The organism is Nocardia sp. NBC_01503, assembly GCF_036327755.1.
GTDB lineage: Bacteria > Actinomycetota > Actinomycetes > Mycobacteriales > Mycobacteriaceae > Nocardia.
This window is the reverse complement of the sequence record NZ_CP109596.1, coordinates 1,253,319-1,270,280: the sequence shown is the minus strand read 5'-3', so window position 1 is coordinate 1,270,280 and position 16,962 is coordinate 1,253,319. Positions and strand designations below refer to the sequence as shown.

At 66.8% G+C, this 16,962-nt stretch carries 19 protein-coding genes; 7 read left to right on the top strand and 12 right to left on the bottom strand.

The window, feature by feature from the left end; translation table 11 throughout:
• Window positions 1-61: 61 nt before the first annotated feature.
• Window positions 62-517: a hypothetical protein gene (locus OHB26_RS05985; protein ID WP_330183228.1), complete on the bottom strand. Its 456-nt coding sequence runs from the start codon at window positions 515-517 to the stop codon at window positions 62-64.
• Between the two features lie 126 nt (window positions 518-643).
• On the opposite strand from OHB26_RS05985, the gene OHB26_RS05980 reads away from it, so the two are divergent.
• The gene (locus OHB26_RS05980) at window positions 644-1,249 is read left to right on the top strand and encodes a PadR family transcriptional regulator (protein WP_330183227.1); all 606 of its coding nucleotides are present in this window, start codon (window positions 644-646) and stop codon (window positions 1,247-1,249) included.
• Window positions 1,250-1,356: 107 nt separating this feature from the next.
• Here OHB26_RS05980 and OHB26_RS05975 read toward each other — a convergent pair whose 3' ends face one another.
• The 4 genes from OHB26_RS05975 to sdhC form a co-directional block, all read right to left on the bottom strand.
• A complete protein-coding gene (locus OHB26_RS05975) occupies window positions 1,357-2,130 on the bottom strand; it encodes a succinate dehydrogenase iron-sulfur subunit (protein WP_330183226.1) in 774 nt (257 codons plus the stop codon).
• On the bottom strand, window positions 2,130-3,881 hold the full coding sequence (sdhA, locus tag OHB26_RS05970) for a succinate dehydrogenase flavoprotein subunit (protein ID WP_330185516.1): 1,752 nt from the start codon (window positions 3,879-3,881) through the stop codon (window positions 2,130-2,132). Before sdhA ends, OHB26_RS05975 begins: the two co-directional genes overlap by 1 nt.
• Window positions 3,882-3,946: 65 nt before the next feature.
• On the bottom strand, window positions 3,947-4,378 hold the full coding sequence (locus OHB26_RS05965) for a succinate dehydrogenase hydrophobic membrane anchor subunit (protein WP_330183225.1): 432 nt from the start codon (window positions 4,376-4,378) through the stop codon (window positions 3,947-3,949).
• A 10-nt stretch (window positions 4,379-4,388) separates the two neighbouring features.
• Window positions 4,389-4,781 (bottom strand): succinate dehydrogenase, cytochrome b556 subunit, encoded by a 393-nt coding sequence (sdhC, locus tag OHB26_RS05960; protein WP_330183224.1) that lies wholly within the window; start codon window positions 4,779-4,781, stop codon window positions 4,389-4,391.
• 299 nt (window positions 4,782-5,080) lie between these two features.
• On the opposite strand from sdhC, the gene OHB26_RS05955 reads away from it, so the two are divergent.
• The 4 genes from OHB26_RS05955 to OHB26_RS05940 all read left to right on the top strand — a co-directional run bounded on the left by OHB26_RS05955 (window position 5,081) and on the right by OHB26_RS05940 (window position 8,622).
• A complete protein-coding gene (locus OHB26_RS05955; protein WP_330183223.1) occupies window positions 5,081-5,482 on the top strand; it encodes a cytidine deaminase in 402 nt (133 codons plus the stop codon).
• Between the two features lie 37 nt (window positions 5,483-5,519).
• Window positions 5,520-6,812, top strand: coding sequence for a thymidine phosphorylase (locus tag OHB26_RS05950; RefSeq protein WP_442942863.1), 1,293 nt, complete (start codon window positions 5,520-5,522; stop codon window positions 6,810-6,812).
• A 272-nt stretch (window positions 6,813-7,084) separates the two neighbouring features.
• On the top strand, window positions 7,085-7,354 hold the full coding sequence (locus OHB26_RS05945) for an excalibur calcium-binding domain-containing protein (protein WP_330183222.1): 270 nt from the start codon (window positions 7,085-7,087) through the stop codon (window positions 7,352-7,354).
• Window positions 7,355-7,530: 176 nt separating this feature from the next.
• Window positions 7,531-8,622 (top strand): adenosine deaminase, encoded by a 1,092-nt coding sequence (locus OHB26_RS05940; RefSeq protein ID WP_330183221.1) that lies wholly within the window; start codon window positions 7,531-7,533, stop codon window positions 8,620-8,622.
• Window positions 8,623-8,743: 121 nt separating this feature from the next.
• On the opposite strand, the gene OHB26_RS05935 is transcribed toward OHB26_RS05940, so the two are convergent.
• The 5 genes from OHB26_RS05935 to OHB26_RS05915 form a co-directional block, all read right to left on the bottom strand.
• Complete coding sequence (locus tag OHB26_RS05935) at window positions 8,744-9,988, bottom strand: primosomal protein (protein ID WP_330183220.1); 1,245 nt, start codon at window positions 9,986-9,988, stop codon at window positions 8,744-8,746.
• 14 nt (window positions 9,989-10,002) lie between these two features.
• Window positions 10,003-10,344 (bottom strand): YbaB/EbfC family nucleoid-associated protein, encoded by a 342-nt coding sequence (locus tag OHB26_RS05930; RefSeq protein ID WP_330183219.1) that lies wholly within the window; start codon window positions 10,342-10,344, stop codon window positions 10,003-10,005.
• Window positions 10,341-10,682, bottom strand: coding sequence for a hypothetical protein (locus tag OHB26_RS05925; RefSeq protein WP_330183218.1), 342 nt, complete (start codon window positions 10,680-10,682; stop codon window positions 10,341-10,343). The genes OHB26_RS05930 and OHB26_RS05925 overlap by 4 nt, the downstream gene beginning before the upstream one ends.
• Window positions 10,683-10,770: 88 nt before the next feature.
• Window positions 10,771-11,949 carry a C40 family peptidase gene (locus tag OHB26_RS05920; RefSeq protein ID WP_330183217.1) on the bottom strand — a complete coding sequence of 393 codons (1,179 nt, stop codon included), beginning with the start codon at window positions 11,947-11,949 and terminating at the stop codon, window positions 10,771-10,773.
• Window positions 11,946-12,269 (bottom strand): type VII secretion target, encoded by a 324-nt coding sequence (locus tag OHB26_RS05915; RefSeq protein ID WP_330183216.1) that lies wholly within the window; start codon window positions 12,267-12,269, stop codon window positions 11,946-11,948. The genes OHB26_RS05920 and OHB26_RS05915 overlap by 4 nt, the downstream gene beginning before the upstream one ends.
• Window positions 12,270-12,407: 138 nt before the next feature.
• Here OHB26_RS05915 and upp point away from each other — a divergent pair, with 138 nt between their 5' ends.
• Window positions 12,408-13,031, top strand: coding sequence for a uracil phosphoribosyltransferase (gene upp / locus OHB26_RS05910; protein WP_330183215.1), 624 nt, complete (start codon window positions 12,408-12,410; stop codon window positions 13,029-13,031).
• A 263-nt stretch (window positions 13,032-13,294) separates the two neighbouring features.
• On the opposite strand, the gene OHB26_RS05905 is transcribed toward upp, so the two are convergent.
• Window positions 13,295-15,034, bottom strand: a complete 1,740-nt coding sequence (locus OHB26_RS05905; RefSeq protein WP_330183214.1) for a phospho-sugar mutase — start codon at window positions 15,032-15,034, stop codon at window positions 13,295-13,297.
• A 236-nt stretch (window positions 15,035-15,270) separates the two neighbouring features.
• Window positions 15,271-16,050, bottom strand: coding sequence for a purine-nucleoside phosphorylase (locus OHB26_RS05900; protein WP_330183213.1), 780 nt, complete (start codon window positions 16,048-16,050; stop codon window positions 15,271-15,273).
• Between the two features lie 172 nt (window positions 16,051-16,222).
• Between OHB26_RS05900 and OHB26_RS05895 the strand changes: the two genes are divergently transcribed.
• Complete coding sequence (locus tag OHB26_RS05895; RefSeq protein ID WP_330183212.1) at window positions 16,223-16,930, top strand: enoyl-CoA hydratase/isomerase family protein; 708 nt, start codon at window positions 16,223-16,225, stop codon at window positions 16,928-16,930.
• Window positions 16,931-16,962: the final 32 nt, after the last annotated feature.

The following is a 16,962-nucleotide window of genomic DNA, read 5'->3' as shown; positions in this document are numbered from 1 at the left end:
CTGAGGCCGCCTCCATTGCAGTGGAGGCGGCCTCGGTCGGTTGTCTTGCTGGCCTTCGCGATTAGCGCGGGGCGTTGGCCGGATCGATCAGGGTCGGGGTGCGGCCCTCGCGGTTGGCCCGGCGGGCGTCCTCGATGAACTCGCGGGTGAAGAGCGCCGACAGCACCGCGATACCGCCACGGTGGATGCGGAATTCACCGCTCTTGACGGTGCCGGTCAACCGGATCACGCGACCCGCGGCGCCGGCCTGCCGGGTGAAGTCCTTGACCCGGCCGCGCCCGATCCACTCCAGTTCGGACTGGTCGATGACCGCATCGTCCGGGACCAGCAGCTTGACCATGGCGTGGTCGAGATCGGCGTGCACCACGATCTCGTCATCGCCCTCGATGAGCGGTGAGCGCAGATCGATGACGACGCTGCCGTAGCGGGCCTTGACCTCGAAATGCTTCTCGGCGGTCCAGTCGCCCAGGCGCTTGGTGGTGCCGTGATCGGTGTGGATTCGGGTGGTGGTGTTCATGGTCGTGCCTTTCGGTTCCGGTGGAGCGGGTCGGGTTCGCCTGCTCCTCAATAGTGGCATGACAACTAGTTGCAAAGCAACTAGTTCGTGGAAATCTAGTTTTCCGGAACCCAGTAGGATGGCGGTATGACAGCATCGCCGCAGTTCAAACGCTCGCCCCTGGCGCTGGCGCTGCTCGGCATCCTGCATATGGAGCCGATGCACCCCTACGCCATCCAGCGCCGCATCAAGGACTGGGGCAAGGACAAAGTGGTGAACGTGGGCCAGCGGGCCGCGCTGTACAAGACCATCGCGCGCCTGCAGGAGGCCGGACTGGTGGCGGTCCGTGAGACCGGTCGCGATCAGCAGTATCCCGAGCGCACCGTCTACGAGATCACCGATGCGGGCCGCGCCGCCTTCCATGCCTGGCTCACCGAGATGGTCGCCCGGCCGCGCAACGAATTCCCCGAATTCCCCGCGGCCCTGTCGTTCCTGATGCTCCTCGGCCCGGATCAGGCCAGGATCGAGCTCGAACGCCGCGCGCAGGCCATCCGTGACCGCATCGCCGAAATCGACTCCGACGCAGCACAATCCGCGCAGATCGGCCTGCCTCGCATCGTCAGCCTGGAAGACGAATACCAGCGCGCCGTCGCCGAAGCCGAACTCCGTTGGCTACAAGGCGTTATCGCGGATCTCGAGGCGGGAACACTCACCTGGTCCTGGGAATCCCTGGCCGCCTTCGCCGCTCCCTGATTCCCGACATGAAAAAGCCGCCCGCATCGAAAGATGCGGACGGCCTTAGGTTCTGGCGGTCCGGGGTTTCAGGGGTTACCCCTGAGGGTCCCGGGAGTGGAGTATTCCTACCGCGCGAACAGCAGGGCGCGCTTGACTTCCTGGATCGCCTTGGTGACCTCGATGCCACGGGGACACGCGTCGGTGCAGTTGAAGGTGGTGCGGCAGCGCCACACACCCTCGACATCGTTGAGGATGTCCAGGCGCTCACGCGCGGCCTCGTCACGGCTGTCGAAGATGAAGCGGTGCGCGTTCACGATCGCGGCCGGGCCGAAGTAGCTGCCGTCACTCCAGTACACGGGGCAGGAGGTGGTGCAGCAGGCGCACAGGATGCACTTGGTGGTGTCATCGAAGCGCGCGCGGTCGTGCTGGGACTGGATGCGCTCGCGGGTGGGCTCGTTACCCGTGGTGATCAGGTACGGCTTCACCGCCTTGAACGCGTCGAAGAACGGCTCCATATCCACGACGAGGTCCTTCTCCACGGGCAGGCCGCGGATCGGTTCGACCGTCATGGTCAGCTCTTTGCCGTTCTTGGGCAGCATGTCCTTCATGAGGACCTTGCAGGCCAGCCGGTTCACGCCGTTGATGCGCATCGCGTCCGAACCACAGACGCCGTGCGCGCACGAGCGACGGAAGGTGAGCGTGCCGTCCAGGTAGGACTTGATGTAGAGCAGCACGTTCAGGAACCGGTCGGTCGGCAGCACCGGGACGCGGAACTCTTCCCAGTGGTTACCGAGATCGTTCTCCGGGTTGAAGCGCGCGATCTTGACCGTGATCATGGTCGAGCCGTTGGGCACGGGCGCAGGCTTCTGGGGAGCCGCCTTGTCGAGTGTGGCAGTCATCAGTACTTACGCTCCATCGGCTCGTAACGGGTCTGCACCACCGGCTTGTAGTCGAGACGGATATCGGAGATCAGCTCCGGGCCCGTCTTGTAGGCCATGGTGTGCCGCATGTAGTTGGTGTCGTCGCGGTCCGGGTAGTCCTCGCGAGCGTGGCCGCCGCGCGATTCCTTACGGTTCAGCGCACCCACCACGGTGACCTCGGCCAGCTCCAGCAGGAAGCCGAGCTCGACGGCCTCGAGCAGGTCGCTGTTGTAGCGCATGCCCTTGTCCTGCACGGTGATCCGGGTGTAGCGATCCTTGAAGCCGTGGATATCGGTGAGGACCTGCTTGAGGGTGTCCTCGGTGCGGAACACGCCCGCGTTGGCATCCATGGTGGCCTGCAGTTCGCCGCGGATGTCGGCGACGCGCTCGTTGCCGTGATCGGACAGGATCAGCGCCAGCCAGTCCTGCACCATCTGCGCCGGGTTCTCCGGCATCTCGACGAACTCGGTGCGCTGGGCGTACTCGGCGGCGGCGATACCGGCGCGGCGACCGAACACATTGATGTCCAGCAGCGAGTTGGTGCCGAGGCGGTTGGAGCCGTGCACCGAGACGCACGCGCACTCACCGGCGGCGTACAGGCCGGGCACCACATCGGTGTTGTTGCGCAGCACCTCACCGCGGATGCGGGTCGGGATGCCGCCCATGACGTAGTGGCAGGTCGGCATGACCGGCACCGGCTCCTTGACCGGGTCCACGCCCAGGTAGGTGCGGGCGAACTCGGTGATGTCGGGGAGCTTCTCCTCGAGCACGTCCTCGCCGAGGTGGGTCACGTCGATGAAGACGTAATCCTTGTTCGGGCCGCCGCCGCGACCCTCGGCCACTTCCAGGACCATCGAGCGGGCGACGATGTCACGCGGCGCGAGGTCCTTGATGGTGGGGGCGTAGCGCTCCATGAATCGTTCGCCCGACGCGTTACGCAGAATGCCGCCCTCGCCGCGGACCGCCTCGGAGATGAGGATGCCCAGACCCGCGAGGCCCGTCGGATGGAACTGGTGGAACTCCATGTCCTCCAGCGGAAGTCCCTTGCGGAACACGATCGCCATGCCGTCACCGGTGAGGGTGTGGGCATTGGAGGTGGTCTTGTACATACGACCCGAACCACCGGTGGCGAAGATGATCGACTTGGCGTGGAAGATGTGCAGCTGACCGGTGGCCAGCTCGTACGCCACCACGCCGGTCGCGATCGGGCCGCGCTCGGAATCGGTCATGACCAGGTCGAGCACGTAGAACTCGTTGTAGAACTCCACGTCGTGCTTGACGCAGTTCTGGTACAGCGTCTGCAGGATCATGTGCCCGGTGCGGTCGGCGGCGTAGCAGGCGCGGCGCACGGGGGCCTTGCCGTGGTCACGGGTGTGGCCACCGAAGCGGCGCTGGTCGATCTTGCCCTCGGGGGTCCGGTTGAACGGCAGACCCATCTTCTCGAGGTCCATCACCGCGTCGATGGCCTCCTTGGCCATGATCTCCGCGGCGTCCTGGTCGACCAGGTAGTCACCACCCTTGACGGTGTCGAAGGTGTGCCACTCCCAGTTGTCCTCTTCCACGTTCGCGAGCGCGGCGCACATACCGCCCTGCGCCGCGCCGGTGTGGCTGCGGGTCGGGTAGAGCTTGGTCAGGACAGCGGTGCGGACGCGGGGTCCGGACTCGATTGCCGCGCGCATACCCGCGCCACCGGCTCCGACGATGACGACGTCGTAGCGGTGCTCCTGAATAGGTCGAGATTCACCAGCATTGTTGATTCGTTCGCTGCGCTCACTCATTCGGAGTTGGCCTGTTCCTAACTGATGTTGGGGTCGAAGGTGAAGATCACGTATGTACCGGTCGCCATGACGAGAATCATGGAGACGACCAGCGCGGTCTTCAGCCAGAAGCGGGTGGAGTCCTTGCGCGCGTAATCGTCGATGACGGTCCGCAGACCGTTACCGCCGTGCAGCTGCGCCAGCCACAGCATGGTCAGATCCCAGATCTGCCAGAACGGCGAGGCCCAGCGACCCGCGACGAAGGCGAAGTTGAGCCGGTGCACGCCGCCGTCCAGCATCAGCATGATCGTCATATGGCCGATGACCAGGATGACGAGCAGCAGGCCGGAGAAGCGCATGAACAGCCACGCGTACTTCTCGAAGTTGTTGCCGCCCTGACGCCGCGGGGCGCGGGGCGCGTCCAGGCTGGCGGGGCGGTCGTAGGACTTACCGAGAACAGGTGCGGTCATGGTCAGTGGCTCAATTCGTCAGCAGGTAGAAGAGCTGGCGGCCGATGCCGGCGCCCGCAACGAGAATCCAGATCGTGAGCACGATCCAGAGCATCTGCCGCTGGTAGCGGGGTCCCTTGGACCAGAAGTCGACCAGGATGACGCGGATGCCGTTGAACGCGTGGAACAGCACGCAGACAACGAGACCCATCTCCATCAGGGCGACGACAGGGTTCTTGTAGGTCTCGATCGCCTGGTCATAGGTGTCCGGGCTGACGCGCACCAGGGCGGTATCCAGAACGTGGACGAACAGGAAGAAGAAGATCGTCACGCCGGTGATGCGGTGCAGAGCCCAGGACCACATGCCGGGGTCGCCTCGGTACAGAGTCCGCTTCGGCTTGGCCGGAGCTTCTAGCGTGGTCATAGAGTGCGGTGCCTCCAACGTCGTTGATGGACCCGGTCAGATCCGGCGCGGAGCCTTCGGACTGTCGATAACACCAGCTCACAGCCGGATTGACGTCCGGTGGCAGTGCTTGCAGGCCCGCTGTCGGGAACCTGAACCGATCTGTCTGAACTCTAATCCCAGGGGTGTGCCGGAACTAATTCGGCGTGCCGCTCGTTGGCCCTGAAAATGCTGAGTTAGGTTTGCCTTTCCTGATTTTCGAGGCCCTGTTCGGCGGCTTTCGGAGCGGTTCCGCCATGGTCGTGAGAGGATGGTCCGATATGTCGGAAATTGCCTGGAATGTGCTGCGCGGCAAAGCATTTGAAGTCATGCAAAACGCCTATGCGCCCTACTCCAGATTCCCCGTCGGGGCCGCTGCTCTCACCGCTGACGGTCGCGTGGTGAGCGGCTGCAATGTGGAAAATATCTCATACGGTTTGGGGCTCTGCGCCGAATGTGTACTGGTCGGTAACTTGATTTCGTCCGGTGGCGGGCGATTGCGGGCGGTCTCGGTCTGCGATTCCCGCGGCGAAATCCTGATGCCCTGCGGACGCTGCCGGCAGCTGCTCTACGAACACGGCGGGGCCGACGCCCTCATCGACCACAGGGGTGCGCCGATGCCACTGAGCGCACTCCTGCCCGACGCCTTCGGACCCGACGACCTGGAAGCCGGACAGCAGTAGCCCGCGAACTCGGTGCCGCCATGCCAGGGTTGAGGGCATGAGTGTGCATTCGGCGGTCTCGGTGATCACGACCAAGCGCGACGGCGGGGAACTCAGCGACGCGCAGATCGATTGGGTGGTGGACGCGTTCACCCGCGGGGAAGTCGCGGATGAACAGATGTCCGCGCTGGCCATGGCGATTCTGCTGCGCGGTATGACGCGGCGCGAGACCGCGCGCTGGACCGCCGCCATGCTCGACTCCGGAAAGCGGCTGGACTTCAGCGATCTGCCGCGGCCCACGGTCGACAAGCATTCGACCGGCGGCGTGGGGGACAAGCTCACTCTGCCGCTGTCGCCCCTGGTGGCGGCATGTGGCGCGGCCGTCCCACAGCTGTCCGGCCGCGGATTGGGCCATACCGGCGGCACTTTGGACAAACTCGAGGCGATTCCGGGCTGGCAGGCCGACATCTCGGTCGACCGCATGCGTGAGATCCTCGCCGATCCCGCCATCGGCGCGGTGGTCTGCGCCGCCGGAGCCGACCTCGCGCCCGCGGACAAACGCCTCTACGCACTGCGTGATGTGACCGGAACCGTCGAATCCATCCCTCTGATCGCCAGCTCCATCATGAGCAAGAAGATCGCCGAGGGCACCGGTGCGCTGGTCCTGGATGTGAAGGTGGGGCGCGGCGCGTTCCTGAAGCGCCTCGACCAGGCCCGCGAATTGGCCACCGCCATGGTCGAACTCGGCACCGATGCGGGCGTGCGAACCGTGGCGCTGCTCACGGCCATGGACACCCCACTCGGCCGTACCGCCGGAAACGCCCTGGAAGTGGCGGAATCGCTGGAGGTCCTGGCGGGCGGCGGCCCCGCCGATGTGGTCGAGCTGACCCTGACCCTGGCCCGGGAAATGCTGGTACTGGCCGGAATCGACGGCATCGACCCCGCCGACGCCCTCGCCGACGGCCGTGCCATGGACCACTGGCGAGCCATGATCGCCGCCCAGGGCGGCGACCCCGACGCACCCCTGCCCCGCGCCCGGCACACCGAAACCCTCGTCGCCCCGGCCTCGGGCACTCTCACCCGCCTCGACGCCCTCGATATCGGCATAGCCGCCTGGCAGTTGGGCGCGGGCCGTACCCGCCAAGGAGATTCGGTCCAGGCGGGCGCGGGCATCGAAATGCACGTGAAGCCCGGCGACCCCATCACCGCGGGCCACCCCCTCCTGACCCTGCACACCGACACCCCCGAAACCATCCCCACCGCTCTGGAGACCCTCCGCCCCGCCTTCACCATCGGTGATACCCCCGCGAACCCCACCCCCCTTGTCCTGGACCGCATCACCGCCTCGTGAAGCAGCTCGCCCACCGTTCGCATCGGGTTGCGCGCGGGGGGCCTCGGCGGCTGCACCCGCCACCGTGCACGGCCGCCGAGGTGCCGCGCGCATGGCCACCCCGGCATCGCGCGGGGCGCCCTGCCTTCGTATTGGCGGTTGCTCCGGGATCGTGCACAGCCCCTGTCATCCCGGCGTGTTCTCGGCCGGGATCCACACCGGTTGAGGCTCTCGTAATGGGCGCTTGACCTGCTACGGGGCGGTGGAACGTAGATCGGCCTAGCCTGGGATCCGTGAAGCATAGAAGCGATTTCCGATTACGAGCGTCGGTGGTGGCTTGTCTGGGCGCGATCGCGTGTACGGCAATACTTCCCGCTGTCGCCTCCGCCGAGCCGAGGATCAACAACACCCCTCCGCCCAGCACCACGCAGTCCGCCCCGTACCCGTACTACGTCAACTGTGAGCAGGTGCGCGCCCGGGGCAAGGCGCCGCTGCTGGCCGGGCAACCCGGGTATACGCGGCAGCTGGATCCGGACGGGAATGGCGTCGCCTGCGGGTACTGACTCCGCGATCGCGCCGCGCCGGTCTCGATCGTGCCGCGCCGCCGCGTGTTTCGTGAGCGGCATTCGAGTGACGAGCGCGTAAAACCCAGCAACGCGTGGGCAACGACACGCCTACGAGCGGGTGCACACAGGCGAACTCCCATGCCGCAGAACGCGAATGCGGCTACCGTTTCTACATGACTGGACCGACGCCCCTCACTCTCGCTTCGATCCGCCAGGCGCCGAAGGCGGTCCTGCACGATCACTTGGACGGCGGCCTGCGCCCGGCGACCGTACTGGAGCTGGCTCGCGACTGCGGTTACGACCAGTTACCCGCCGGTGACGCCGAAACCCTCGGCAATTGGTTCCGCGACGCGGCCGACAGCGGGTCGCTGGAACGCTATCTGGAGACCTTCGCGCACACCGTCGCCGTCATGCAGACCCCGGAGGGCCTGCGGCGGGTGGCCCGCGAATGCGCCGAAGACCTCGCCGCCGACGGTGTCGTCTACGCCGAGGTGCGCTTCGCACCCGAACAGCACCTCGAGAACGGGCTGACCCTGGACGAGGTGGTCGAGTACACCATCGAGGGTTTCCGCGAGGGCGAGGCGCTGGCCGCCGTGGCCGGAACCCCGATTCGGGTGGTCTGCCTGCTCACCGCCATGCGGCATGCCGCGCGCTCGCGGGAGATCGCCGAACTCACCGTGCGCTGGCGCGATCGCGGTGTCGGCGGCTTCGATATCGCGGGCGCGGAGGCCGGATACCCTCCCACCCGGCATCTGGACGCGTTCGAGTACATGCGAGCCAATAACGCGCACTTCACGATTCACGCGGGCGAGGCGTTCGGGCTGCCGTCCATCCATGAGGCCCTTGCCTTCTGCGGTTGCGATCGGCTCGGGCACGGGGTGCGCATCACCGACGACATCACCGATTCGGCGGACGGCCCCACATTGGGTCTGGTCGCGAATTACGTGCGGGACATGCGAATTCCGCTCGAACTGTGTCCGTCGTCGAATGTACAGACCGGTGCGGTGCCCTCACTGGACAAGCATCCCTTCGATCTGCTTGCGCGCCTTCGCTTCCGGGTTACCGTCAATACCGACAACCGGTTGATGAGCGATACCAGTATGAGCGAGGAGATGTACAAACTCGCCCAGACCTTCGGCTACGGCTGGAGCGATCTCGAGCGCTTCACCATCAATGCCATGAAGTCGGCGTTCATCCCGTTCCCGGAGCGGTTGCGCATTATCGACGAGGTCATCAAGCCGGGCTACGCGGTACTGCTGGGCTGAATACCCGTCATCCCGGCGCTGAAATACCCCGTCATCCCGGCGTGCTTCTTGGCCGGGATCCACTGCGGCAAAGTGGATCCCGGCCAAAAGCGTGCCGGGATGACGAGGGGGTCTATCCGTTCTACGCCTTACTCAGGCGGCTTTCGAAAGTCTCTTCCAGTGCGCGCCAGGCATCGGCCTCGGCCTTGAACGGCGGGTTCGGGGCCATCCGGCTCGGGTCCGGGTTCAGCAGGTACGAGACGTACCAGCCGAGCGGCGACGAGACGGCCAGGGCGGTCTCGACATTGTCCTCTTCGGCGTAATCGGCTGCGTCGGTGAACAATTCGACCGCCAGGTCGAGCTGATCGGTATCCACCGCCTGCGGTCCCTCGGCCAGATCGTCGGCCAGGCCGGGCAGTACGTACACGTTCTCCTCGTCCACCTCGACCTCCAGCCCACCGTCGATCGCGGCGGTCTGGATCTCGCCGTAGGTGCTCACCCGTGCGAGATCGTGCTCATGATCGTCGGCGAGGTAGCGGGCCAGTGCGCGCTCGGAGCCGAAGACCGTGATGGACCCGTCCTTGCCGAGGAAGATCGGCTCATCGTCCACATAGCAGCGCAGCGTGAACCAGGTGCCCTCGGAGGTGACGATCTTGACCGGGTCGATACCGACCTCATGCCAGAACGACAGCTCCTCGTCTTCGTCCTCGTCTTCCGCGTTGAGGTCGACCGGCTCGATATCCTCATCGGTATCGGCGGCATCCTCGGCGTCGACGATGTTCTCCTCCGCCGCAAGCAGTTCCGCCTCGGCGACCGCCACCGCGTCCGCGTCGACCTCCGGGATCTCCACCACCGAGTCGATGGCGTCGAGCACCGCGTCCCAATCCTTGTTGATGGCCGCGCCGATGGAGTCCCACAGCTCCTCGCCCTCCTTGCCGGCGAAGGTGCTCACCCCGGTGGCCAGGGCGCCCAGCACCGGATGCGAACCGAAGAACTTGTTGACGACATCGAGCTCGCAGACGTCACCGATATTGCGGACCATCTCGAGGGTCTCCTCGAGTTCGGAGATTATCTCCGGATCCGGATCGTCGGCGGCGAGCTCGGGCACGCCGACCAGATCGAAGACGAACTGCTCCTCCGGCTCCAGTTCGGCGGCCGACAGACCAGCGATGATCTTCCACGCGGGGTGGTCGACGAGATCGTTCTCGGCATTGGTTCGGATGAAAGCGGCCAGCTCCGCTACGGAGTCGAAACCGTAGAGGTCCTCCTCGTGGCCGAGGAATGCCTGCCACTCATCATCGCCGTCGCGCCAGCGCGGTGCCCACAGGGTGACGAGATCGCCTTTGGTCAGGCCGAGCGCGATCGGGACGATGTCTCCAGAAGCCATGACCGGAAGCCTATCTAGTGGTCGCCCTGGGCACTATCCGGGTCGCCCCCAACATTTCCCGGGGCGAGGGACTCGTTCAATCCGGCAAGGACTTCGGCGCGTTGCGCGGTGGCGCGCGCGGCGGCTTCGCGGGACGCCCAGAGGATCAATTGGGCGACTTCCGCGGGCGGGCGGGTGGTCACCGATTCGGCCAACCAGAGTCCGGTGAGCGCGCCGTCGCCGTCCACTTCGGCGCTGACCGAACGGTCCGCACTGGTGAATCTGCCGCGCACTCCGCGCAGTCCGGCGAGGGCGGTTTCGAGCGCTTCCAACTGGTTGGTGACGCCGTTGACCAGCGCGTCCATTTCGGCGCTCATGCGTTGCGCATCCAATTCGTCGGACCGGTATCGGCATCGTCGAGACGGTCGAGGGCGTCGACGGCCGCCTGGCGGGTGGGCAGGCCGAGCCGATCCAGGGCCTCCTCCGGGACCCCGGCCTCGGCGAGTAGTTCGCGGCGGCGGGACTTCGCGGCAATGGCCGAGCGTTTGGTCAGGCGCAGGATTTCGTCCGCCAGAGCCTGTGCGCCGTAACGGTATTCACCGCGCTCGAAGCGGATCTGCACCGGCATGCCCTGATCGGTGGCGTGCACGGTGACGGTGCCCGCGCGATTGGCACTGGCCGCCACGGTCAGGTTCGGAATCTCCTGCCCGCTCATGCTGACTCCATTGAGCATGAGCGGGGGCCCCGCGTGGTTACGCGAGCAAGCGCGGGAAGCCGGAGCCGCGCCTCCGGACCCTGCCCGCTCATGTGGTGGGCCTGTAGAAGCCGAGGAAACGCATTCCCATGTTCTCCGTTCGAATCGGACCCGTCTGTACGGGATCGCCCGCCTCCACCAATTGACCGTTGCCGATCACCATCGCCACATGCCCGTCCCACACCGCCAGATCTCCGGGCATCAAGTCCCCTGGACCGATCTGGGTATGCCCATAGCCCTGTTCCTGCGCCAGGCGCGGCAGCGAAACACCCGCCTGCCCGTAGGCCCACTGCGTCAACCCGCTGCAATCCAGACCGGCACCCGGGGTGGTGCCGCCCCACACGTATGGCGTCCCGACCGCACTCAAGGCATTGCGCACCGCATCGGCGGCCCGCTGGTTCGGGGCCTCCACGGTACTGCCGTCGGGGAGCGTCAGCTTCACCCCGGTACCCGTTGCCCGGGTATCGGAGGAGCCGCGATGTATGCGATCGCCGCTGGTGGGCGGCGAATCACCCACGGACGCGGCTGTTGTGGACAACCCGCTCAGCATCGAGGCCCCGGATTCGAGGGCCTTGCCGCCGGAGGAGAAGGCCGGCGACGCCACCTGCTGCCCAGCACTGCCCGTCGCGACGCTCGCGGGCGCGACCGCCGATCCTTTCGCGACGGGTTCGACCCCCGCCGCACTCGTCACCTCGGGTGCGACCAGCGCCGGTGCCGGAGTCTTCGGCGGCGTGGCCAACTCGCTCATAGCGGTGGTCTCCGCCGCCAGTTCGGCCCGCACCCGCTGCACCACCCGCAGCGCCCGCCCGACATGGTCGATGGCGGTCCCCACGAGCAGTGCCAGTGCGGACGGAGTGAACCCCGCGGCCGCGATGGCATCCACCTTCGCCAGAAACGACCGCAGAATCTCCGCCACCTCCCGTTGCCCGGCGGCCACCTCCGTTCCGACTCGATCGACCACCGCGGCCATCGCTTCACCTCGATCGGACACCGTGGCAGACCCCGCCTGTACCTGTAACGCCTTGTCCATGGCGGCATCGCCACCCCGGCCGTTCCAGCTGCTGTACATCCCGTTGATCCCGGTCCGGCCGGTTTCCCGAGCGCCGTCCACCACGCCGGACGACTCTCGCAGCGCCTGCGCCGCCGCACCTGTCGTACCGGTCCCGAAGCTCGCGAGCAGCTGAATGATCGGCTCGGCCAGTGCCTCCAATCCGAGTCCGGCGGTCATATTCGCGACTCCTCGCCGGTTGCGCACAGCGCGGCGGCGTACGCGGCATCGGTCGTGGTGTAGCTCGCCTCGGCGCCGGTGGTGGCCGCGCCGAGGCTGGTCAGGACGGTCGCGAGGGTGCCGAGGGCCGCGAGGTGAGTGGTGTGGGCGGCGCGGTAGGCGGTGAGGAAGTCGGCACCGATGGGGCCGAGGGCGGGGGCGAGTAGGAGGGGGTCGGCGGCCGCGATGCGGGTGGTGGCCGTGGCGAGGGTCGCGGCCATGGTGGTGGCCGTGCTCGCATAGCGGGTGAGGCCGTCTGGATCGATCGTGATCCGATGCATGGATGCCCCCATCGTGCCGGTCGCTGGCTGATTACGTCCTGCAAGAGATTGGACGCCGGGGGCGGGGGATCGGTTCCGGTGCCGGGCGATTTCGGGCGGCGATAACCTCGAATCGCTGTGCTGACCTATCGTTTTCCTATGCGCACTGACATCGTGGACCACCCGCTCGCTGCCGCTTTGCTGACGACCATGCGCGATGCGCGCACAACGAATCCGACATTTCGGGCGGCGCTGCGTGATCTCACCGGTCTGCTGGTCTACGAGGCCATGCGCGACGCCCCCGTCACCCGCTTCCCCATCGCGACCCCCGTCGCCGCCGCCGAAGGCACCTGTCTCTCCTCGCCCCCACTGCTGGTCCCGGTGCTGCGCGCCGGACTCGGCATGGTCGAGACCGCCGAGAACCTGATCCCGGATGCCCGCATCGGCTTCGTCGGTGTCGCCCGCGACGAGGAGACCCACCAGCCCACCCCGTATATGGAGTCCCTCCCCGAGGACCTGTCCACCACCCCGGTCATCGTGCTCGACCCGATGCTCGCCACCGGCGGCTCCATGGTCTTCACCCTCGACCTGCTCGCCACCCGCAATGCCCGCGACATCACCGTCATCTGCGTCGTCGCCGCCCCCGAAGGCATTGCCGCCCTGGAGAAGTCGGGCCACCCCATCCGGCTGGTCACCGCCTCCATCGACCGCGGCCTCAACTCCGACGCCTATATCGTCCCCGGCCTCGGCGATGCCGGAGACCGCCAATTCGGCCCCCGCTGAACCGAATTCGACCGATCGATCCGGGGATCACTTCGGTACGAACAGCTCCAGATGTCCGCATGCCGTGCAGCGAAACGCATGAATCGCGAATCGCGCTCTGCCCTTGCGTTTCGCGTTTCCGAGCGAGCCCAGCTCCAGCGGTCCCTCCGTCCATCGGGTGTACCCGACGGTGGCGTTCTCATCGATGAAGCCGGGCTCCAGATCTGTACTTCCGCAGTGTGTGCAATGTCCTTCGAGCGGGGACCGCGATTCGGGCGCCTCGCTCACAGTTTTTCGCAAAAGGCGCGGATATCGGAGAGTTGGTTCGCGGCAGCGGCTTTGGCGGCAGGAAGATCGGTGACCGTGCCCACCGGCTGTACCACCTCCACGTAGCATTTGAGCTTGGGTTCGGTGCCGGATGGGCGGATCACCACGCGCAGCGATTCACCCTCGAAAACCAGTGCGTCCGTGCGCATCTGCCCGCGCAGCTGCGACATATCGGTGCAGGTCACCTTTTCTCCGGCGATCTCCGCCGGTGGTGTGGCCCGCAATCGCTCGACCACGGCAGCCGCCTCTGCCACATCGGCCAGGCGCAGTGATATCTGCTCGCCCGCGTGTACGCCGAACTCGACGGCGAAATCGTCGAGGACGTCGAACACCGTGCGCCCCTGGGCCTTCAGCCGCGCGGCCATATCGGCGGCGATCACGGCCGCGGAGATACCGTCCTTGTCGCGAACGGTGGTCGGGTCCACGCAGTGCCCGATCGCCTCTTCGTAGGCGTACGCCAGACCGTCGCCCGCGCGCGCCAACCACTTGAACCCCGTGAGGGTTTCGGCATAGCGCGCACCACGCGCCGGTGCGAGCTTGCTCAACAGTCGTGACGACACGATGGTGGTCGCGACCAGCGAATTCGGTGCGGCAGTGCGCAATACGTAATCGCCGAGCAGTACTCCGGTCTCATCGCCCCGCAGCATCCGCCAGCCGTTCGGGCCGCGCGCGCCCACAGCGCATCGATCGGCGTCCGGATCCAGCGCGATGGCGATATCCGCGTCCAGCCGATCGGCCAAGTCCAGCAGTAGATCCGAGGCTCCGGGCTCCTCGGGATTCGGGAACGAGACGGTCGGGAAATCCGGATCGGGCGCGAATTGTTCCGCCACCACCAGCACTTCGCCGAATCCGGCTGCCCGCAGCGCGGTGGTCGCGAGCTCGCCGCCCACCCCGTGCATGGCGGTCAGCGCGATCCGGATATCGGCCCGCGGCACCGGGATCCGCTCCTGCTCGGCTCGTGCGGAGGTCGTCGCGGCCGCTTCGGCACCGGCGGTCAAGTCCGGTGCGGCGACCGGACTCTCCGTGGCCGCATCCGCCGTGGCCGCGGCGATCGGATCTGCTGGACTCGTAGCCGTGGCCGGCGACCTGTCCGTATCGATGGAGGTCACCTGCTTCGCAGTGGCGATCGGGCCACCGATGATCGAGGGGAGCTCGGCTACGCGGGCCAGATAGCGGCGGACGATCTCCACGCCCATGTCCTCCACCGTCGCGGTGTCGGGCAGGCCGAGAATGCCCGGGCCGGGGGCGGTCCTCGCGGGGTCGGTGCGGGGGATCTTGCCCGCGACGGCATCGATGTACTTCTCGATCTCGGCGTCCGCGGGCGGGACGAGCTGGGAGCCGCCGTCGAGGTAGAGCTTGTAGCCATTGTCGGTGGCGGGATTGTGCGAGGCGGTGATCTGAACTCCCGCAACGGCTCCCAACGCCCGCACGGCATAGGCCACGATGGGCGTGGGCAGCGGGCGGGGGAGCGGCAGGACCGAGAAACCGGCGGCGGCGAAGACTTCCTCGGTGGCGGCGGCGAATTCCGCGGACCCGTGCCGGGCGTCGCGGCCGACGATCACCAATCCGCCACCGAGACAGCGGTTCCGAAGCCAGTCGGCGATGCCCGCGCTCGCCCGCGCGACCGTCTCGACGTTCATGCCGTCGGGACCGTCCTGTAGCGGACCGCGTAGGCCAGCCGTGCCGAATCGCAGCATGTGCGTCTCCTATGGTCGGGTATCGGCGTTCGATTACCCGCTGATGCCGTGTTCAGACAGGTCGGTATGGAGACCTGTCCTGCCATTCCGGCGCGCTTCAGGCCGGAGTTCGCACCGTCGGCCCATGTGCTGCCGGGATGGATGCCGGCCGAAAACATGCCGGGATGACGAGGGCCCTTGCCGGGATCACGAAGGACCCGTGTGGGACCAGCGGGTTCCGGCGCGCGTTTCCGGTATTACAGGCGTTCCAGTACTCCGCGCAGCAGTTTGCCCAATCGCGGTGCGGCGGCGTGCCCTTCGGCGAGGACCTCCGCGTGCGAGAGGTGTGCGCCGGTGACGCCCGCGGCCAGGTTGGTGACCAGGGAGATACCCAGCACCTTGGCTCCGCCCTCGCGGGCGGCGATGGCCTCCAGCACGGTGGACATGCCGACCAGGTCCGCGCCGATGGTGCGCAGCCAGCGGATCTCGGCGGGGGTCTCGTACTGCGGTCCGGTCAGGCCCGCGTACACACCCTCGGTCAGGCTGGGGTCGACTTCCCTTGCCAGGGAACGCAATTCGGGATCCCAGGCATCAACCATATCGACGAAATTGGCTCCGGCGATGGGGGTGCGCAGGGTGAGGTTGATGTGGTCGCTGATCAGCACCGGCTCACCGACATGCAGGTCGTCGCGGATGCCACCCGCGGCATTGGTGAGCAGGATGGTCTCCGCGCCCGCCGCCAGCGCGGTGCGCACATTGTGCACGACCTGCGCGGGCTCATGACCCTCGTAGAGGTGTTGGCGTCCCATGAGCAGCAGCACCGGCGAGTCATTGACCGCGACCGAGTGGATGGTGCCCTGATGTCCCTGCGCCGTGGGTGATCCGAAGCCCGGAACCTCGGCCATGGGGATCGAGGTGGCCGGGTCGCCGATCTCCGCGGCGGCCTCCTGCCAACCCGATCCGAGCACCACCGCGACCCGGTGGCGCTCCACTCCCGTTCGTTCAGCAATAGCCTTTGCGGCCTGCTCGGATAGCATGTCGCCCACCCTAGTCCTCGGCGATCTCGCATGCTCGGTCACGCCGCTGACCGGCCCGGTTCGCCCGGATTTCGCTGTCCCGCCCGCGGTGTCGCCACACGGTTGCCGCGCCGCGAACCACACTCCCTACCCGTCGGTAGGACTTCGCGCGCGCCCCCGCTAATCTGCACCCATGCCGTATTTGAAGCGTGATGGGGACGTGTTCGTGCTGTACCTCGGTGCCGAGGGTCAGAACATCGACAGCGAGAACCGTTTCCACCCGGATTGGATCACCGAGGTGCACGCCCTGCTCGACGAGGTCGAGGCGTCCGAGGGTCCGGCCGCGCTGGTGGTCACCGCGAACGGCAAGTTCTTCAGCAATGGCCTCGACACCGACTGGCTGTTCGGCAATTTCGACCAGAACTGCTGGTACCTCGATCGCGTGCACTCGCTGTACACCCGCCTGCTGGCCTTCCAGATGCCCACCATCGCCGCGGTGAACGGGCACGCCTTCGGTGCCGGTGCCATGCTCGCCACCTCCTGCGACTTCCGTCTGATGCGCGCGGACCGCGGTTTCTGGTGCCTGCCCGAGGTGCATCTGGGCATGCCGTTCACGGTCGCGATGAACGCCCTGGTCACCGGCCGCCTCACCAATCAGGTCGCGGTGGAGGCCATGACCACCGGCCGCCGCTACGGCGCGGACGATGCCATCGCCGCCAAGATCGTGGACGGCAAGCTGGATGCCGAGGCATTGCTGGCCGGTGCGGTGGCCCAGGCCGACGCCCTCAAGAACAACCGCAAGCCCAACCTCCCGGTCATCAAGCGCGCCCTGCACCAGCACATCCTCGCGGGCCTCGCCGTCGAGACCACCCCGGAAAACCTGGGCTTCAGCCCGAGCTGAGCAGCCGAAAGATACGACCTGCCCCGCCCCCC

What these genes read in the sequence shown, in the direction of transcription:
- OHB26_RS05915 (WP_330183216.1), bottom strand. Translation starts at nt 12,269, where the DNA reads ATGCATCGGATCACGATCGATCCAGACGGCCTCACCCGCTATGCGAGC.
- OHB26_RS05940 (WP_330183221.1), top strand. Translation starts at nt 7,531, where the DNA reads ATGACTGGACCGACGCCCCTCACTCTCGCTTCGATCCGCCAGGCGCCG.
- OHB26_RS05955 (WP_330183223.1), top strand. Translation starts at nt 5,081, where the DNA reads ATGTCGGAAATTGCCTGGAATGTGCTGCGCGGCAAAGCATTTGAAGTC.
- OHB26_RS05905 (WP_330183214.1), bottom strand. Translation starts at nt 15,034, where the DNA reads ATGCTGCGATTCGGCACGGCTGGCCTACGCGGTCCGCTACAGGACGGT.
- OHB26_RS05930 (WP_330183219.1), bottom strand. Translation starts at nt 10,344, where the DNA reads ATGAGCGCCGAAATGGACGCGCTGGTCAACGGCGTCACCAACCAGTTG.
- OHB26_RS05895 (WP_330183212.1), top strand. Translation starts at nt 16,223, where the DNA reads ATGCCGTATTTGAAGCGTGATGGGGACGTGTTCGTGCTGTACCTCGGT.
- upp (WP_330183215.1), top strand. Translation starts at nt 12,408, where the DNA reads ATGCGCACTGACATCGTGGACCACCCGCTCGCTGCCGCTTTGCTGACG.
- sdhC (WP_330183224.1), bottom strand. Translation starts at nt 4,781, where the DNA reads ATGACCACGCTAGAAGCTCCGGCCAAGCCGAAGCGGACTCTGTACCGA.
- OHB26_RS05920 (WP_330183217.1), bottom strand. Translation starts at nt 11,949, where the DNA reads ATGACCGCCGGACTCGGATTGGAGGCACTGGCCGAGCCGATCATTCAG.
- OHB26_RS05980 (WP_330183227.1), top strand. Translation starts at nt 644, where the DNA reads ATGACAGCATCGCCGCAGTTCAAACGCTCGCCCCTGGCGCTGGCGCTG.
- OHB26_RS05985 (WP_330183228.1), bottom strand. Translation starts at nt 517, where the DNA reads ATGAACACCACCACCCGAATCCACACCGATCACGGCACCACCAAGCGC.
- OHB26_RS05900 (WP_330183213.1), bottom strand. Translation starts at nt 16,050, where the DNA reads ATGCTATCCGAGCAGGCCGCAAAGGCTATTGCTGAACGAACGGGAGTG.
- OHB26_RS05925 (WP_330183218.1), bottom strand. Translation starts at nt 10,682, where the DNA reads ATGAGCGGGCAGGAGATTCCGAACCTGACCGTGGCGGCCAGTGCCAAT.
- OHB26_RS05965 (WP_330183225.1), bottom strand. Translation starts at nt 4,378, where the DNA reads ATGACCGCACCTGTTCTCGGTAAGTCCTACGACCGCCCCGCCAGCCTG.
- OHB26_RS05950 (WP_442942863.1), top strand. Translation starts at nt 5,520, where the DNA reads ATGAGTGTGCATTCGGCGGTCTCGGTGATCACGACCAAGCGCGACGGC.
- OHB26_RS05935 (WP_330183220.1), bottom strand. Translation starts at nt 9,988, where the DNA reads ATGGCTTCTGGAGACATCGTCCCGATCGCGCTCGGCCTGACCAAAGGC.
- OHB26_RS05975 (WP_330183226.1), bottom strand. Translation starts at nt 2,130, where the DNA reads ATGACTGCCACACTCGACAAGGCGGCTCCCCAGAAGCCTGCGCCCGTG.